This is a genomic window from Bordetella saccharivorans (assembly GCF_045862855.1).
Taxonomy (GTDB): Bacteria; Pseudomonadota; Gammaproteobacteria; order Burkholderiales; family Burkholderiaceae_B; genus Bordetella_A; species Bordetella_A petrii_F.
The window spans coordinates 235,008-252,421 of record NZ_BAAFZO010000001.1 but is presented as its reverse complement, the minus strand read 5'-3'; the positions used below and the strand labels follow the sequence as shown (position 1 = coordinate 252,421).

15 protein-coding genes are annotated in these 17,414 nt (G+C 67.6%); 12 read left to right on the top strand and 3 right to left on the bottom strand.

What is annotated here, in order from left to right; all coding sequences use genetic code 11:
• Nucleotides 1–46: 46 nt before the first annotated feature.
• The gene (locus ACKTT0_RS01205; RefSeq protein ID WP_407847448.1) at nt 47–805 is read left to right on the top strand and encodes an SDR family oxidoreductase; all 759 of its coding nucleotides are present in this window, start codon (nt 47–49) and stop codon (nt 803–805) included.
• 172 nt (nt 806–977) lie between these two features.
• Nucleotides 978–2,312, top strand: coding sequence for a ferredoxin reductase family protein (locus tag ACKTT0_RS01200; RefSeq protein WP_407847446.1), 1,335 nt, complete (start codon nt 978–980; stop codon nt 2,310–2,312).
• 16 nt (nt 2,313–2,328) lie between these two features.
• On the opposite strand, the gene ACKTT0_RS01195 is transcribed toward ACKTT0_RS01200, so the two are convergent.
• On the bottom strand, nt 2,329–2,982 hold the full coding sequence (locus ACKTT0_RS01195) for a histidine phosphatase family protein (protein ID WP_407847444.1): 654 nt from the start codon (nt 2,980–2,982) through the stop codon (nt 2,329–2,331).
• Nucleotides 2,983–3,124: 142 nt separating this feature from the next.
• Between ACKTT0_RS01195 and ACKTT0_RS01190 the strand changes: the two genes are divergently transcribed.
• From ACKTT0_RS01190 to ACKTT0_RS01180, 3 genes are all read left to right on the top strand, one after another.
• Nucleotides 3,125–4,447 carry a solute carrier family 23 protein gene (locus ACKTT0_RS01190; protein WP_407847443.1) on the top strand — a complete coding sequence of 441 codons (1,323 nt, stop codon included), beginning with the start codon at nt 3,125–3,127 and terminating at the stop codon, nt 4,445–4,447.
• A 406-nt stretch (nt 4,448–4,853) separates the two neighbouring features.
• The gene (gene greA, locus ACKTT0_RS01185) at nt 4,854–5,330 is read left to right on the top strand and encodes a transcription elongation factor GreA (RefSeq protein WP_407847442.1); all 477 of its coding nucleotides are present in this window, start codon (nt 4,854–4,856) and stop codon (nt 5,328–5,330) included.
• 31 nt (nt 5,331–5,361) lie between these two features.
• On the top strand, nt 5,362–5,799 hold the full coding sequence (locus ACKTT0_RS01180) for a DUF4149 domain-containing protein (protein ID WP_407847440.1): 438 nt from the start codon (nt 5,362–5,364) through the stop codon (nt 5,797–5,799).
• Here ACKTT0_RS01180 and ACKTT0_RS01175 read toward each other — a convergent pair.
• Nucleotides 5,748–6,371, bottom strand: a complete 624-nt coding sequence (locus ACKTT0_RS01175) for a YhbY family RNA-binding protein (protein ID WP_407847438.1) — start codon at nt 6,369–6,371, stop codon at nt 5,748–5,750. The genes ACKTT0_RS01180 and ACKTT0_RS01175 overlap by 52 nt on opposite strands.
• Nucleotides 6,372–6,389: 18 nt before the next feature.
• On the opposite strand from ACKTT0_RS01175, the gene ACKTT0_RS01170 reads away from it, so the two are divergent.
• From ACKTT0_RS01170 to ACKTT0_RS01150, 5 genes are all read left to right on the top strand, one after another.
• Nucleotides 6,390–7,058: an RlmE family RNA methyltransferase gene (locus tag ACKTT0_RS01170; RefSeq protein ID WP_407847436.1), complete on the top strand. Its 669-nt coding sequence runs from the start codon at nt 6,390–6,392 to the stop codon at nt 7,056–7,058.
• Between the two features lie 191 nt (nt 7,059–7,249).
• A complete protein-coding gene (gene ftsH, locus ACKTT0_RS01165; RefSeq protein ID WP_407847434.1) occupies nt 7,250–9,139 on the top strand; it encodes an ATP-dependent zinc metalloprotease FtsH in 1,890 nt (629 codons plus the stop codon).
• A gap of 19 nt (nt 9,140–9,158) precedes the next feature.
• Nucleotides 9,159–10,001 carry a dihydropteroate synthase gene (gene folP, locus ACKTT0_RS01160; RefSeq protein WP_407847432.1) on the top strand — a complete coding sequence of 281 codons (843 nt, stop codon included), beginning with the start codon at nt 9,159–9,161 and terminating at the stop codon, nt 9,999–10,001.
• The gene (gene glmM, locus ACKTT0_RS01155; protein WP_407847430.1) at nt 9,998–11,341 is read left to right on the top strand and encodes a phosphoglucosamine mutase; all 1,344 of its coding nucleotides are present in this window, start codon (nt 9,998–10,000) and stop codon (nt 11,339–11,341) included. Before folP ends, glmM begins: the two co-directional genes overlap by 4 nt.
• A 211-nt stretch (nt 11,342–11,552) precedes the next feature.
• On the top strand, nt 11,553–12,353 hold the full coding sequence (locus ACKTT0_RS01150) for a GNAT family N-acetyltransferase (protein ID WP_407847428.1): 801 nt from the start codon (nt 11,553–11,555) through the stop codon (nt 12,351–12,353).
• Between the two features lie 65 nt (nt 12,354–12,418).
• On the opposite strand, the gene ppx is transcribed toward ACKTT0_RS01150, so the two are convergent.
• A complete protein-coding gene (gene ppx / locus ACKTT0_RS01145) occupies nt 12,419–13,906 on the bottom strand; it encodes an exopolyphosphatase (RefSeq protein ID WP_407847427.1) in 1,488 nt (495 codons plus the stop codon).
• Between the two features lie 186 nt (nt 13,907–14,092).
• Here ppx and ppk1 point away from each other — a divergent pair, with 186 nt between their 5' ends.
• Together ppk1 and pstS are read left to right on the top strand one after the other, a co-directional pair.
• Nucleotides 14,093–16,168 carry a polyphosphate kinase 1 gene (gene ppk1, locus ACKTT0_RS01140; RefSeq protein ID WP_407847425.1) on the top strand — a complete coding sequence of 692 codons (2,076 nt, stop codon included), beginning with the start codon at nt 14,093–14,095 and terminating at the stop codon, nt 16,166–16,168.
• Nucleotides 16,169–16,309: 141 nt separating this feature from the next.
• A complete protein-coding gene (gene pstS / locus ACKTT0_RS01135) occupies nt 16,310–17,350 on the top strand; it encodes a phosphate ABC transporter substrate-binding protein PstS (RefSeq protein WP_407847423.1) in 1,041 nt (346 codons plus the stop codon).
• Nucleotides 17,351–17,414 lie beyond the last annotated feature (64 nt).

Here is a 17,414-nt window from a genome sequence, read left to right as displayed (position 1 = left end):
TACCGGGCCGGCCGCGCTGCGCGGCCGGCTTTCCGGACCCCCGCTCATGCAGAACGTCTTCATCACCGGCGCCAGCAGCGGCCTGGGCCGCGCGCTGGCGCGGCGCTACGCGCAGGATGGCGCGCGGCTGGGCCTGGTGGCGCGGCGCGGCGACGTCCTGCGCGAGCTGGCCGATTCCCTGCCGGGCCAGCACCGCTGCTATGCGCTCGACGTGCGCGACCGCGCGGCCCTGCACGCCGCCGCGCACGACTTCATCGGCGCCTGCGACGGCCGGGTCGACGTAGTGATCGCCAGCGCCGGCATCAGCGCCGGCACGCTCACCGAGCACGGCGAGGACTTCGACGTTTTCCAAGCCATCGTCGCCACCAATCTGCTGGCGACGGTCGCCACCTTCGAGCCGTTCATCGCGCCCATGCGCGACGCCGGGGCAGGGCGGCTGGTCGGCATCGCCAGCGTGGCGGGCATCCGCGGCCTGCCCGGGGCCGGCGCCTACAGCGCATCGAAGGCCGCCGTCATCGGCTATTGCGAAAGCCTGCGGGTCGAGCTGGCGCGCCATGGCATCGGCGTGGTCACGATCGCGCCCGGCTATATCAAGACCGCCATGACCGCGCACAATCCCTATGCGATGCCGTTCCTGATGGAAGCCGATGCCTTCGCGGCCCGCGCGCAGGCGGCCATCGCCCGCGGCACGTCCTACACCGTCATTCCCTGGCAAATGGGCATCGTCGCCAAGCTGTTGCGTCTGCTGCCCAACGCGCTGTACGACCGCGCCGCGCGCAATGCGCCGCGCAAGCCGCGGCGCTGACCGGACGCACGGCGCCAGGGCTTGACGTGTATCAACGGCCGTTGCGATAACGGCCGCTGCCGGCATTCTGGCCGGCAGCGCTGCGATACAGTCGGGACGCTGCACAGACAGGCGTTTTTCATGACCAGGCGCGATCCCGTGCCGCGGACGCCACACAGCAGTATGGCGTCCCATGAAAAGAATCAAGCTTGCCTTCGGTATCTTGTTGGTCGCGTTGACCCTGCTCTGGCTGCTGGCCGACAGGGTCTTCCCCTGGCCGCTCGGCTACTTTCCCCTGCGGCGCGCCATGGTCCAGTACACCGGGGTGCTGGCCATGGGGGCGATGAGCGTCGCCATGGTCCTCGCCACCCGGCCGCGCTGGCTGGAGCCGTGGTTCGACGGGCTGGACAAGATGTACCGGCTGCACAAATGGCTGGGCATCGCCGCCCTGGCCGTCGGCACGGTGCACTGGCTGTGGGCGCGGGGCACCAAGTGGGCGGTCGGCTGGGGCTGGCTGGTCAAGCCGGCGGGGCAGGGCGCGCCGGATTACAGCGCCTTCGAGCAAATGCTGCGCAGCCAGCGGGGCCTGGCGGAGACGCTCGGCGAATGGGCCGCTTTCTATCCCGCCGCGCTGCTGATCATCCTGGCCCTGGTCAAGCGCTTCCCGTACCGGTCTTTCGCCCAGACCCACACCATCCTGGCCGTCATCTACCTGGTGCTGGTGTTCCACGCCGTCATCCTGCTCGAGTTCGCCTACTGGGCCCAGCCCCTGGGCATCGTCATGGCCGCGCTGCTGGCCGCGGGGACGGTGTCGGCGTTGCTGGCGCTGTTCAAGCGGGTCGGGGCGCGCCACACCGTGGCAGGCCGGGTCGCGCGCGTCGCCACCTATCCCGAGACACGCGCGGTGCAGGCCGCCATCGAGCTGCACGGCGCCTGGCCGGGGCACCGGCCGGGCCAGTTCGCGTTCGTGACCTTCGACCGCCGCGAAGGCGCGCATCCCTATACCATCGCTTCGGCGTGGCGGCCGCGCGAGCGCACGCTCACCTTCTTCATCAAGGCCCTGGGCGACTACACCGCCCACCTGTACGAGACGCTCACGCCCGGCGAACCGGCGGTGGTCGAAGGGCCCTATGGCTGTTTCACCTTCGACGACCGCAAGCCGCGGCAGATCTGGGTCGGCGCCGGCATCGGCATCACGCCGTTCATCGCGCGCATGCAGCATCTGGCGAACCGCCCCGGTCCGCAACCCTCCATCGATCTGTTCCACCCGTCTTCGGTCCGCTCCCCGGCCGCCATCGACACCCTGGTGGCCGATGCGCGGGCGGCCGGGGTTGCGCTGCACCTGATGCTGGACGACATCGACGGGCGCCTGGACGGCGCGCGCCTGCGCAGCGCCGTTCCCGAGTGGCAGCAGGCCAGCGTCTGGTTCTGCGGTCCGGCGGCGTTCGGCGCGGCGTTGCGGCGCGATCTGGTGGCGCATGGCCTGGCGCCGGCCGACTTCCACCAGGAACTGTTCGAAATGCGCTGAGCGGCGCCTGCCGCAATCAACGCGCCCAGGGCACCACATCGTCGCCGGCCTCGGCGGCGATGTGTGCCACGTCGCCCCAGTCCAGCACCCGCCACTGGCGCCGCTCGGCGGCCACGCGGTTGATGCTGGCATTCAGCAGCGCGGCGTGGCGCGGCACGTCCAGCGCCACGCCGGAAGCATGGCGCCAGACGATGTCCAGCACGCCGCCATGCGTGACGGCCAGAATGCGTTCGCCGGCATGGCGCTCGGCCAGGTCCTCGATGGTAGCGAGCACGCGCGCCTGGAATTGCCCCAGTGTCTCGCCGCCTTCCACCGGGCGCAGCGGGTCGCGGCTTTTCCAGGCCGCCGCGGCGGCCGGCGCTTCCGCGTCGATACGGTCGATGGCCAAGCCCTCCAGCACGCCGAAGCCGCGTTCGCGCAGGCCAGGTTCGGTGCGCACGCGCAGGCCTGTCCCGGCGGCGATGGGCAGGGCGGTGGCATGGGCGCGCTGCAAGTCGCTGCTGTAGAGCGCCGCGAAGGGCCGCGCGCCGGCCTCTTCACACACGCGCGCGGCCAGCTGGCCGGCCTGCTGGCGGCCGGTGTCATTCAGGGCGATGTCCTGCCATCCTTGCAGGCGGCGTTCCAGGTTCCAGGCGGTTTCGCCGTGGCGGATGAACCAGATCTCAGTCATGCGCTTTCCAGTAATGTCGCAGGCAGGAGCTTACCAGCCGGGCCGGCCGGCCCGCGGGCTGGACCGTATTGCCGGCCGGGCCGGCCGCCCCTACACTTGCGCCCGCCCATCCAATAATTCCCATCCGACTATCGGGGAGCCCATGTCCAATTCCTATTTCCCGCGCTGGAAGCTGGCCGACGAAACGGCGCCGGGCGCCATCATCGCGCCCGAAGAACGCCTTTCCTGGCCCAAGAACATCGCCATGGGGGCCCAACACGTGGTCGCCATGTTCGGCTCGACCGTGCTGGCGCCGCTGATCATGGGCTTCGACCCGAATGTCGCCATCCTGATGTCCGGCATCGGCACCCTGATCTTCTTCCTGTTCGTCGGCGGGCGCGTGCCCAGCTACCTCGGCTCGAGCTTCGCCTTCATCGGCGGAGTGGTGGCGGTGACGGGCTACGCGGGTGCGGGCCCCAACGCCAATATCGGCGTGGCGCTGGGCGCTATCATCGCCTGCGGTCTGGCGTACGCCCTGATCGGCCTGGTGGTCTGGGCGGCCAATGCCCGCGCCGGCGGCGGCGCCGGCTGGATCGAGGCGCTGATGCCGCCGGTGGTCACCGGGGCCGTGGTGGCCGTCATCGGGCTGAACCTGGCCCCCATCGCCGCCAAGGGCGCCATGGGCGCGTCCGGTTTCGACGCCACCATGGCGATCGTCACCATCTTGTGCGTCGGCGGCATCGCGGTGTACACCCGTGGCACGGTGCAGCGCCTGCTGATCCTGGTGGGCCTGCTGCTGGCCTGCGTCATTTATGCGATCTGCGCCAACGGCCTGGGCCTGGGCAAGCCGATGGACTTCTCCGGGGTGGCGGCGGCCGCCTGGTTCGGCCTGCCGCACTTTGCCGCGCCGGTGTTCCGGGCCGACGCCATGGGCCTGATCGTGCCGGTGGCCATCATCCTGGTGGCCGAGAACCTGGGCCACATCAAGGCGGTGAGCGCCATGACGGGGCAGAACCTCGACCGCTACCTCGGCCGGGCCTTCGTGGGCGACGGCGTGGCGACCATGGTGTCGGGCGCGGTGGGTGGCACCGGCGTCACCACCTATGCCGAGAATATCGGCGTGATGGCGGTGACCCGCATCTATTCCACCCTGGTGTTCGTGGTGGCAGCCTGCATCGCCATTGTGCTGGGCTTCTCGCCCAAGTTCGGCGCCTTGATCCAGACCATTCCCGCGCCCGTGCTGGGCGGCATGTCGGTGGTGGTGTTCGGCCTGATCGCGGTGGCCGGCGCGCGCATCTGGGTGGTGAACCAGGTCGACTTCAGCGACAACCGCAACCTGATCGTCGCGGCCGTCACCCTGGTGATGGGCGCGGGCGACTTCACCATCAAGCTGGGCGCGTTCACGCTCGGTGGCATCGGCACCGCCACCTTCGGCGCCATCATTCTCTACGCGCTCCTGCGCCGCAGCGGCCGCCGGGTGGTGTAGGCGCACAGGCGGGCCATGGCGCCGGTCGCGCCAAGGTCCGCCCCTATTTTTCAAGTTCCGGCATATTGCCGGCTACTGCGGCGAAATACGCCGAAATGCCGGCCTTACAGATGGCTTGCAATTCCGCTGGATTTTGACCACAATGGGGTCTTGCTTGCCCCGGTTCCGACCCGAGCCGGGGTTTTGTTTTGGTCGCAGCCTTGTCGTCGGAAAACCGGCAGGCCGATCAGCGCGGATGGTCCGGAGCCAGTAGTCATCGGGTTCGACCATGCTCCCGCCCTGTTCGAACCTGCCGCGCACTCCTGCGGCTTGTCCCCGCACCAGCGGCGCAGGCCACAAGCCTGGCTGCGGCCTTTCACCGAAACGCTCCATTCGGGGCGTTTTCTACTTTTGTTTGGGAAACGACATGTCTGCCATTCCTTTGACCGCGCGCGGGGCCGAGCGCTTGCAAGCCGAGCTGCACCGGCTGAAAACCATCGAACGACCTGCGGTGATCAACGCCATTGCCGAGGCCCGTGCCCAGGGTGATCTGTCGGAAAACGCCGAGTACGACGCCGCCCGCGAACGCCAGGGCTTCATCGAAGGCCGTATTGCCGAACTCGAAGGCACGCTTTCCAATGCCCACATCATCGACCCCGCCTCGCTCGAGGCCGACGGCCGCGCCGTATTCGGAGCCACCGTCGACATCGAAGACCTGGATTCCGGCGACCGCGTGTCGTACCAGATCGTCGGCGACGTGGAGGCCGATATCAAGTCCAACCTGATCTCGGTGTCGAGCCCGGTGGCGCGCGCCCTGATCGGCAAATCCGAGGGCGACGTGGTCGAAGTCAAGGCGCCGTCGGGCGTGCGCGAGTACGAAGTGCTCAGCGTCCGTTACATCTGACCGACGCCGCCGCCCCCTGGGAACACAGACGATGCCCAACCTTGCACGTATCCTGGTCCGCCTGATCGCGGCACTGTGGTGCGGCGCCTTGTGGTGCATCGGCGCGCTGGTCGCGCCCGCCTCGCTTTCCATGCTGGATGCCGCCGTCGCGGCCGAGGTCGTCGCCCGAATGTTCCAGGTGCTCGCCGTGGGCGGGCTGGGGGGCGCGGTAATTATGCTGATTCTCGATCGCCTGGCGCATGGCCAGGCGTTGCAAGGCCCCGGGCGCCGCACCGTCCTGCTGATGGCGGTGGGCACAGGCATCGGGTATTTCGGGTTGAACACCCTCATGAACCATGGCCGCGCGCTCGCCGCGGCCGGGCAGGCGGTGCCGGCGTGGGCCGATCCCGACCTGCTGCACAACGTGTCTGGCGGTATTTACTTCTTGGTGGCCCTGGCGGCCCTGCGGCTGGTGGCCGTGGTGCGCTGAAGGCCGCCGCGCGCCCCGGCGCGCAGGCTCAGCGCGCTGCCGGCGCGGCGCGGAATACCATGCGGCGATGCGGACGCGGTTTTCTTGGTGGTAGGACGCACGGGGCGGCCGGCCTTGTTCAGGAGGCCGCGCGCGGCCGGGTTGGCCGGTTCGGCCGGGTCCGCCTTGGCCTTGCGGGCCGGGGCGCGCTTGGAGACGGTCTTGCCCTGGGCGGCCAGCTTCTTGGGCGTGTAGGGTTCGGAAGGCTTGCGCCGGGCGCGGGCGGGGTCGGCCGGTTCGGCGGACGCGACGTTGCCCGGCAGCGGGCGGAACAGTATCAGCGTCTTGCCCAGGTGGTGGACGGGCGCGCACGACAGGGCGTCGCAGATGGCGGCCAGCATGGCTTCGCGCTCGTCGCGGTCGCTGCCGCCGGCGCGCACCTTGATCAGCCCATGCGAGGCCAGGGCGCGGTCGATTTCTTTCAGGACCGCGTCGGTCAGCCCGTTGTCGCCGATCAGGACGACCGGGCGCAACGGGTGGGCGGCCGAACGCAAGTCGCTGCGCTCGCGAGAGGTGAGTTCTAATATAGGCATGCGTGGAATTGTACGGTAATGGCCAAGAAGAAATTCTCTAAAGACTGGATTCACCAGCACATCAACGACCCTTATGTGAAGCTGGCGCAACAGAAGGGCTACCGGGCGCGGGCCGCCTTCAAGCTGATCGAGATCCTCGACACCGAAAAGCTCATGCGCCGCGGCGACGTGGTCGTGGACCTCGGCTCGGCGCCCGGCAGCTGGTCGCAGGTCGCGCGCGAGCGCCTGGCCGGCCCCGGGGGCGCGGTCGACGGGCGCATCATCGCCCTGGACCTGCTGCCCATGGAGCCCGTGGCCGGGGTGGAGTTCATCCAGGGCGACTTCCGCGACGACGCCGTTTTGCAACAGTTGCAAGAAATGGTGGGCGGCCAGCCGGTGGATCTTGTAATTTCCGACATGGCCCCCAACTTGTCGGGAGTCGGTGTCGCCGATTCCGCGCGTATCCAGCATGTCTGCGAGCTGGCCCTGGAATTCGCCTGCGCCCACCTCAAGCCCGATGGCGCCCTGATCGTCAAGGCTTTCCACGGCAGCGGGTTTTCGCAGATCGTGCAGGCCTTCAAGCAGCGCTTCAAGCGGGTGGTGGAACGCAAGCCCAAGGCCTCGCGCGACAAGTCCTCGGAAACCTTCCTGGTGGCGCGCGACCTGAAGCAAGAAAAAGCGGTGTCGATCCCTGCGCAGGGCGCCTGACATCCGCCGCACCTACAACCCATTCCTGTCGAGGCCCAGCCACTTCCCAGTTCGAATATGTATCAGGCGCCCAGGGGGCGTCCAGACGGAATCTGCCCCGGCAGGGTAGAATGAGCTATTGACATACTTGTGACTGTGCCATATACGCGGGTGCGCGGTTGCCGGTCGGAATCGAAAGCAGGAGATCGACCTTGAACAATTCATTTTCTAAAGTCGCGGTCTGGATGGTGATCGCACTGGTCCTGTTCACGGTATTCAAACAATTCGATGGGCGTGCGCAGACGCAGGACGGCGTCAGCTACACCCAGTTCATGGAAGACGCCAAGTCGGGCCGTATCCGCAAGGTCGACGTGCAGGGCGACGTCCTCTACGTCACGCCCGACACCGGCCGCGCATACACCCTGACCTCGCCGGGCGACCTCTGGATGGTGTCCGACCTGCTCAAGTACGGCGTCGAGGTCTCCGGCAAGGCCCGCGAGGAACCGTCGCTGCTCATGAGCATCTTCGTGTCGTGGTTCCCCATGCTGCTGCTGATCGGCGTGTGGGTGTTCTTCATGCGGCAGATGCAGGGCGGCGGGCGCGGCGGCGCATTCAGCTTCGGCAAGTCGCGCGCGCGCATGCTCGACGAGAACACCAACCAGATCACCTTCGCCGACGTCGCCGGCTGCGACGAGGCCAAGGAAGACGTACAGGAACTGGTCGATTTCCTGCGCGACCCCAGCAAGTTCCAGAAACTGGGCGGCCGCATTCCGCGCGGCGTGCTGATGGTAGGTTCGCCCGGCACCGGCAAGACACTGCTGGCCAAGGCCATCGCCGGCGAGGCCAAGGTGCCGTTCTTCAGCATCTCGGGTTCCGACTTCGTCGAGATGTTCGTCGGCGTGGGCGCGGCGCGCGTGCGCGACATGTTCGAGAACGCCAAGAAGCACGCCCCGTGCATCATCTTCATCGACGAAATCGACGCGGTCGGTCGCCAGCGCGGCGCCGGCCTGGGCGGCGGCAACGACGAACGCGAACAGACCCTCAACCAGATGCTGGTCGAGATGGACGGCTTCGAGTCCGGCCAGGGCGTCATCGTCATCGCCGCCACCAACCGGCCCGACGTGCTCGACCCGGCGCTGCTGCGCCCCGGGCGCTTCGACCGCCAGGTCGTGGTGCCGCTGCCCGACATCCGCGGCCGCGAGCAGATCCTGAAGGTGCACATGCGCAAGGTGCCGCTGTCGCCCAACGTCGACGCCACCATCCTGGCCCGCGGCACGCCCGGCTTCTCGGGCGCCGACCTGGCCAACCTGGTCAACGAGGCGGCCCTGTTCGCCGCCCGGCGCAATGGCCGCACCGTCGACATGTCCGACTTCGAAAAGGCCAAGGACAAGATCATCATGGGCGCGGAGCGCCGCTCCATCGTCATGCCCGAGGAAGAGCGCAAGAACACCGCCTACCACGAGTCCGGCCATGCCATCGTCGCCAAGATGCTGCCCAAGACCGACCCGGTGCACAAGGTCACCATCATCCCGCGCGGCCGCGCGCTGGGCGTGACCATGCAGCTGCCCGAGAACGACCGCTACAGCATGGACAAGGAACGCCTGCTGAACACCATCGCGGTGCTGTTCGGCGGCCGCATCGCCGAAGAGATCTTCATGAACCAGATGACGACCGGCGCCTCGAACGACTTCGAGCGGGCCACCGCCATCGCCCGCGACATCGTCACCCGCTACGGCATGACCAGCGAGCTGGGCCCCATGGTGTACGCCGAGAACGAGGGCGAGGTATTCCTAGGCCGCAGCGTCACCAAGACCACGCACATGTCCGAGGCCACCATGCAGAAGGTGGACGCCGAGATCCGCCGCATCATCGACGAGCAATACGGCGTGGCGCGCAAGATCCTCGAAGACAACCGCGACATGGTCGAGTCCATGACCCGCGCGCTGCTCGAATGGGAAACCATCGACGCCGACCAGATCAACGACATTACTTCGGGCCGCCCGCCGCGTCCTCCCAAGACGCCGCAGGGTCCGTCGGACAACGCCGACACGCCGCCCACCGGTCTGGCGACCGGCGGCAGCAGCACGCCGGCCGCCGTCTGAGGACACACCGGCTCGGTCTATGGCCAATACCTTCCTGTGCGGGCGCTTCGAGTTCGATCTTGAGCGCCCGTTGGTGATGGGCATCGTCAATATCACGCCCGACTCGTTCTCCGACGGCGGGCAGCACGACGATACCGATTCCGCCGTGCGGCACGCGCGCCGCTTGATCGACGAGGGCGCGCACATCCTCGACCTGGGCGGCGAATCCACGCGGCCGGGCGCCACGCCGGTAGCGGCGCCGGACGAGCTGGCCCGGCTGCTGCCGGTGATCGAGGCCCTGCGCGACTGCGGCGTGCCGCTGTCGGTCGACACCTTCAAGCCCGATGTGATGCGCGCCGTGCTCGACGCCGGCGCCGACATGATCAACGACATCTACGGCTTCCGGCAGCCCGGCGCCATCGAGGCCGTGGCGCAATCGCGCTGCGGGTTGTGCGTGATGCACATGAAGGGCGAGCCGGGCACCATGCAGCAGGCGCCGGAATACAGCGACCTGCTGGGCGAGATCGGCGTCTTCCTGGGCGCCCGGGCGCAGCGCCTGCGCGCCGCCTGGGTGGATCCACGCCGCATCGTGCTCGATCCCGGTTTCGGTTTCGGCAAGACCGCCGACCACAACTATCAATTGTTGCGCCGGCTCTCCAGCCTGCGTGTATCCAGCTATCCGCTACTGACCGGACTCTCACGCAAGACCATGATCGGCGACGCTACCGGCAAGCCGGTGGCTGACCGCCTGGCCGGCAGCATCGCCGGCGCATTGGCCTGCGTGGCGCGTGGCGCCTCGATCGTGCGCGTGCACGACGTGGCCGCCACCGTCGATGCACTGAAAGTCTGGCAAGCGGCCGAACAAGGAGCCATACGTCCATGAGTCAACGCAAATATTTCGGAACCGACGGCGTGCGAGGCGAAGTCGGCGGCGAAGTCATCAATGCCGGCTTCGCGCTGCGCCTGGGCTACGCGGCGGGCCGCGTGCTGGCCCGCCACCACGCCGGCCGCGGCGGCAGCCGGCCCCAGGTGATCATCGGCAAGGACACCCGCACCTCCGGCTACATGCTCGAATCCGCGCTCGAGGCCGGCCTGTCGGCCGCGGGCATCGACGTGCAGCTGGCAGGGCCCGTGCCCACGCCGGCGGTGGCGTACCTGACGCGCGCGCTGCGCCAGGTGGCGGGCATCGTCATCAGCGCGTCGCACAATCCGTACCAGGACAACGGCATCAAGTTCTTCTCGGCCCAGGGCATGAAGCTGCCCGACGATACCGAAGCCGAGATCGAGGCCGCCCTCGACGAGCCGCTGGGCTGCGTGGCCTCGGAAAAGCTGGGCCGGGCGCGCCGCATGCCGGACTCGCAGGGCCGCTACATCGAATTCTGCAAGAGCACCTTCCCCAACGACCTGGACCTCAACGGCGTCAAGATCGTCGTCGATGCCGCCCACGGCGCGGCCTACAACATCGCCCCGCATGTGTTCCGCGAGCTGGGCGCCGAGGTCCATGCCATCGGCGTTTCGCCCAATGGCCTGAACATCAACGAAGGCGTCGGCGCGCTGCATCCCGAACCGCTGGCCAAGGCAGTGCGCGAGCACGGCGCGCACCTGGGCATTGCCCTCGATGGCGATGCCGACCGCCTGCAGATGGTCGACGGCGCGGGCCGCATCTTCAACGGCGACGAGCTGCTGTATGCCATCGTGCGCGAACGCATGGTGCATGGCCCGGTGGCCGGGGTGGTGGGCACGCTGATGACCAACTACGGCTTCGAATTGCAGATGCAGCGGCTGGGCATCGGCTTCGAGCGCGCCAACGTGGGCGACCGCTACGTCATGGAGCAGATGCAGGCGCGCGGCTGGCTGTACGGCGGCGAGAGCTCGGGCCACCTGATCTGCCTGGACCGCCACACCACGGGCGACGGCATCATTGCCGCCCTGCAGGTCCTGACTGCCCTGTGCCGCAGCAAGCAGACCCTGGCCGAATGGCTGGGCGACCTGCAGATGTATCCCCAGAAAATGATCAACGTGCCGCTGCAGCCGGGCACCGACTGGAAGACCCACGCAGGGCTGGCCGAGGCCCGGCGCGGCGTCGAAGCCGAGCTGGCCGGGCGGGGGCGGGTGCTGATCCGCGCGTCCGGCACCGAGCCCAAGCTGCGCCTGATGGTCGAGGCCGAGGACGCGGGCCTCGCGACCACATGCGCCGAGAAACTGGCGGCCAGCTTGGCCTGAGGGCGGTCGCCTGGAAACAGGGCCGGGTCCGTTCGCGGGTCCGGCTTTTTTGTGCCGGGCATGGCGCCACTGTTGACGTATTTCGAATCATTTTGAATCAACTGGAAGTAAACTGGCTTCGGCGTAAACTTCATAGTCATGTCACATCTTTGTCAGAAGCCTGACATATCGGGCCTCCACACTGTCCGGACACTTCTAGGAGTCCTGCGCAATGCTCGAATTAGCACGCATCGATGCGCGGCGTAACGCCGCCGAACCCTGGGAGGACGCCCCCGCGCGCATCCTCGTCGTAGGGTTGGCGCGCACGGCCGACGAGGTCGAGCGAATTCAACGGCTGCGGTACGACGTCTTCACCGAAGACATGGGCGCGGTTTTCCCCGATGCGCATGACGGCATCGAACAGGACCGTTTCGACCAATGGTGCGAGCATCTGATGGTTCGCGAGCTCGATACCGGCCGTGTCGTGGGGACTTATCGGATCCTGACGCCCGAGAAGGCCCGCGAGGCGGGCAGCTACTATTCCGAATCGGAGTTCGACCTGTCCGGCCTCGAGCCGCTGCGCAGCCAACTGGTGGAAGTGGGGCGCTCCTGCACGCACGTCGACCACCGCAGCGGCGCCGCCATCATGCTGCTGTGGTCCGGCCTGGCCGAATTCATGCGCCGCGGCGGCTACCGCTACATGCTGGGCTGCGCCAGCGTCAGCCTGCGCGATGACGGCGTGACCGCCGCCGAGGTGTGGCGCAACGTGGCCGGCCATCTCAAGGACGACAGCCTGCCGCGGGTCGAGCCGCTGCACCGCTATCCCGTGGAGCGCCTGAACAGCACGCTGCCCGCGCGCGTGCCGCCGCTCATCAAGGGCTACCTGAAGCTGGGCGCCCGCATCTGCGGCGAGCCCGCCTGGGACCCGGATTTCAACGCGGCGGATTTCCCGGTGCTGCTCGACATGACCCGCATGGACGAGCGCTACCGGCGCCATTTCGGGCTGGACGCCGCGCCCCACGAGGTGCGCTGATCATGCGCCGGCTGCTCAGGAGACTGCGCATCCGGCTCATTTGCCGGGCGACCCGGCCGTTGCGGCTAGAACTCAAGCAGCTCGAACGAGAAACCGACTTTTCGCCATTCTGATTCCTCGGTACGCAGCGTGAAGTCGCTGAGCGGATGCTTGGCGAGCCAGGCCCGGTCCACCTTCACGACGATGGATTCGCCCTTGACCGACACGGTCAGGGGCAGTTGCGCGATGTCGGCGCGGCGGCGCAGCAGCAACACCGCCAGGCGCAGGCACAGGATGGCCACCCACTGGCTGCGTTCGCGCACCAGCGGCTCCAGCTTGCCCAGCTTGCCCTGGTGGCCCAGCGCCAGCAGCGCCAGCAATTGCTGGTCGGCCCGCGAGAACCCCGGCATGTCGGCATTGCCCAGCACATAGGCGGTGTGCTTGTGGTACGCGTTGTGGGCGATCGACAGGCCCACCTCGTGCAGGTCGGCGGCCCATCCCAGCGCCAGGCGCAGTTCCGCGCGGCGGTCGTCGGCGTCGTAGATCGAGTCGAAGAACGACAGCGCGGCCTGGCGCACCCGCTGTGCCTGGCTGGCATCGATGTGGTAGCGCTTCATGAACTGCTGCACCGATTCGTCGCGCTTGTCGTGGGCCGCGTCGCGGCCCAGCAGGTCGTACAGCACCCCCAGCCGCAGGGCGCCGTCGCCGGTGTGCATGACGTCGATGCCCAGCTCGTCGAACAGGGCGCTCATGATGGCCAGGCCGCCCGGCAGCACGTCGGCGCGCTCGAGCTTGATGCCCGGCAGTTCCTGCGGGACCACCCGGCCGGAACGGATGATGCGGTCTTTCAGGCGGTTCAGGCCGGCGCGGGTGATGCCGCGGTCGGAGAAGCCGCATTCGGTCAGGATGGCGTACAGCGCCTTGGCCGTGCCGGAGGAGCCATAGGCTTCCTTCCAGCCCGTCTTGCGATACTGCTTGGCGATCACCTCGATTTCGCGCCGCGCCGCCAGTTCGGCCTGCTTCATCTGGTGGGCATCGACCGCCCCGTCGGGGAAGAACTGCCGGCTGTAGCTGACGCAGCCCATGTAGAGCGACGACATCAGTCCGGGCTCGAACCCCTTGCCGATGATGACTTCGGTCGAGCCGCCGCCGATATCGATGACCAGCCGCTTGTTGGCCGACAGGGGCAGGGTATGGACGACCCCGGAAAAAATCAGCCGGGCTTCTTCGCGCCCGGCGATGACTTCGATGGGAAAACCCAGGGCCGCTTCGGCGCGGGGCAGGAACTCGGGCGTGTTGCGGGCCACCCGGAACGTATTGGTGGCCACCGCCCGCACCCGGCTGGGGTGGAAGCTGCGCAGGCGTTCGCCGAAGCGCTCCAGCACCGCGACCGCCCGCGCCACGGCCGGCTCGTCCAGCCGCTTGTCGTGGTCCAGGCCGGCGGCCAGGCGCACCGTTTCCTTCAGGCGGTCGATCTGGTAGATCTGCGGCCCCCCTTCCTGCTGGACGACTCGCCCGATCGAGAGGCGAAAGCTGTTGGAGCCGAGGTCTACGGCGGCCAGAAGGTGATCCATGCGACGTGTCGGTGAGGCTGTCAGTGCCGCGATTATAGAGAACCGATATGACAGCGCCTTGCCCCGGGGTAAAGCGTCCCTTTTTGGCGTACGCTAGCAGGTCGTGCCGCCATGTCATGGAACCGTCACATAACTGCAGTAAAACCAGTGCCTTGCCCCCCGCAACCCCTAGATTGGAAACCCGGTATGTCGACTCGTCAGGCCGCTGAGCCCCCGTTTCTGAATCGCGAGCTGTCGCTGTTGAAATTCAACGAACGGGTCCTGGCCATGGCGGAAAACCCCCAGGTGCCGCTGCTCGAGCGCCTGCGCTATGTCTGCATCGTCAGTTCCAACCTGGACGAATTCTTCGAAATCCGCATTTCCAGCCTGAAAGAGCAGCAGCGCCAGAACCCGGCCATGACCGGCCCGGACGGCCTGACGCCGGCCGAGGCGTTCGAGCGGGTGCAGCAGGCGGTGCACACGCTGGTGGATCGGCAATACACCCTGCTGAACGACGCGATCCTGCCGCGCCTGGACGCCGAGGGTATTGCGCTGCACCATGCATCGGAATGGAACGCCGAGCAGCAGGAGTGGGCGCGCAATGTCTTCAATCGCGACGTCATGCCGCTGCTGACGCCGATCGGGCTCGACCCGGCGCACCCGTTCCCGCGTGTCTACAACAAGAGCCTGAATTTCATCGTGGCGCTCTCGGGCGCCGACGCTTTCGGCCGCCAGGCGTCGATCGCCGTGGTCCAGGCGCCCCGGGCACTGCCGCGGTTGATCAAGATGCCGCCCGAGGTGTCGGGCCAGCCCGATGGCTACGTGCTGCTGACTTCCCTGATGCGCGCCTTCGTGGGCGAGCTGTTCCCCGGCCTGGAAATGCTGGGCTGCTACCAGTGGCGCGTCACCCGCAACAGCGACTTGTTCGTCGACGAGGAAGAGGTCACCAACCTGCGCCACGCCTTGCAGGGGGAATTGTCGCAGCGCAACTTCGGCGCCGCCGTCCGGCTGGAGATCGACCGCCTGACGCCGCCCGACCTGGAGGCCTATCTGCAGCGGGAATTCTCGCTGACGGCCGAGGATACGTACCGCGTCAACGGGCCGGTGAACCTGTCGCGGCTGATGCAGCTGTGCAACACCGGCACCCGACCCGACCTGCTGTTCCCGGCGCACCATGCGAGCGTGCCGGCCCCGTTCGACCGCGTGGCCGACAAGCCGGCGGAACTGTTTGCCGCCGTCGCCGAGGCCGACCGCCTGCTGCACCATCCATACCAGTCGTTCCAGCCGGTCATCGATTTCCTCACGGCCGCCGCGCTGGATCCGGACGTGATGGCCATCAAGCAGACCATCTACCGCACCGGGGAAGACTCCGAGCTGATGCAGATCCTGCTGGCGGCGGCGCGGGCGGGCAAGGAAGTGACCGTGGTGGTGGAGCTGATGGCCCGCTTCGACGAGCAGACTAATATCAACTGGGCCGCCCGCCTCGAGGAGGTGGGGGCGCATGTGGTCTACGGGGTGGTGGCGCACAAGACCCATGCCAAGATGGCGCTGGTGCTGCGCCGCGAAAAAGGCCGCCTGCGCCGCTATGCCCACCTGGGCACCGGCAACTACCACCCGCGCACCGCCCGGCTGTACACCGACTTTGGCCTGTTGACGGCCGACCCGCGGCTGTGCGAAGACATGGACAAGGTGTTCACCCAGCTTACCGGCCTGGGGGCCCGGCGCACGCTGAAGTCCCTGCTGCAGTCGCCGTTCACCCTGCATGAATCCATGATGGCGCTGATCCGGGCCGAAATCCGGGCCGCCAAGGCCGGCCGGCGGGCCCGCATCATGGCCAAGATGAACTCGCTGCTCGAGGAGCAGATCATCGCCGAGCTGTACAAGGCGAGCCAGGCCGGCGTGAAGATCGACCTGGTGGTGCGCGGCGTGTGCGCCCTGCGCGCCGGGGTGCCCGGGTTGTCTGACAACATCCGGGTGCGTTCCATCGTCGGGCGCTTCCTGGAGCACTCGCGGGTGTTTTATTTCTATGCGGACGGCGAGGAAACCGTCTACCTGTCCTCGGCCGACTGGATGGACCGCAATTTCTTCCGGCGCGTCGAGGTCGCCTTCCCGGTGTACGACAAGGCGCTCAGGAAGCGGGTCATCGACGAATCGTTCACCTTCGCGCTGCGCGACAACCAGCTTGCCTGGCAGCAGCAGGCCGACGGCTCGTATGTCCGGGTGCGCAACCGCCGCCCGGCCTTCAACCTGCACGATTTCCTCATGGAGCGGCTGGACAAGTAGGCCCCGGCGGCCGGCGTGGATGTCACGTATGTGACTGTCACGGTCTTGTCATGTTGCGCTTTTAACATTTGACCCGTCGATTGATGAGACGGGCGCAGTCAGCCCGCCGCGACTCCCTCAACGAGCACAGAAGGAACCCTAATGTTCAACCGTGTCTTCAAGCAAATCACCATCGGCGTCGCCCTGAGCGGCGCCGTTTTCGCCGTGCAGGCCGCCAACATCACCGGCGCCGGCGCGTCGTTCCCGTACCCGGTGTATGCCAAGTGGGCCTCCGACTACAAGGCCGCGACCGACAATGCCGTCAACTACCAGTCGATCGGCTCGGGCGGCGGCCAGCAGCAGATCAAGGCCAAGACGGTCGACTTCGGCGCCTCGGACGATCCCCTCAAGGCCGACGACCTCGAAAAGAGCGGCCTGCTGCAGTTCCCGGCCGTGATCGGCGGCACGGTGCCGGTGGTCAACATCGACGGCGTCCAGCCCGGCCAGCTGAAGCTGTCGGGCCCGGTGCTGGCCGACATCTTCCTGGGCAAGGTCAAGAAGTGGGACGACGCGGCCATCAAGGCGCTGAACCCCGACCTGAAGCTGCCCTCGACCGACATCGTGGTGGTGCACCGTTCGGATGGCTCGGGCACGACCTTCGGCTGGACCAACTACCTGTCGAAAGTGTCGCCCGAGTGGAAAGAGAAAGTGGGCGAGGGCAAGGCCGTGAAGTGGCCCACCGGCCAGGGCGGCAAGGGTAACGAAGGCGTGGCCGCGTACGTGGGCCAGCTGAAGAACTCGATCGGCTACGTCGAATACGCCTACGCCAAGCAGAACAAGCTGGCCTGGACCCAGCTGCAGAACAAGGACGGCAAGTTCGTGCAGCCCGAGCAGTCGGCCTTCGCCGCCGCGGCCGCCAACGCCGACTGGAAGAGCGCGCCCGGCATGGGCGTGGTGCTGACCAACGAGCCCGGCGCCGAGTCGTGGCCCGTGACCGCCGCCACCTTCATCCTGGTGCACAAGGTGCAGGACAAGCCCGAGCAAGGCCGCGCCGTGCTCGAGTTCTTCGACTGGGCCTTCAAGAACGGCGACAAGGCCGCCGCCGAGCTGGACTACGTGCCGCTGCCCGACAACGTCACGGACGAGATCCGCGCCGCCTGGGGCGAGATCAAGAGCGCCGACGGCAAGGCGGTCTGGAAGTAACTCCGGGCCTGCAGTAACACGGCGCGCGGGCCGGCAGGCCCGCGCGCCAAGCTGTGTCCCCCTG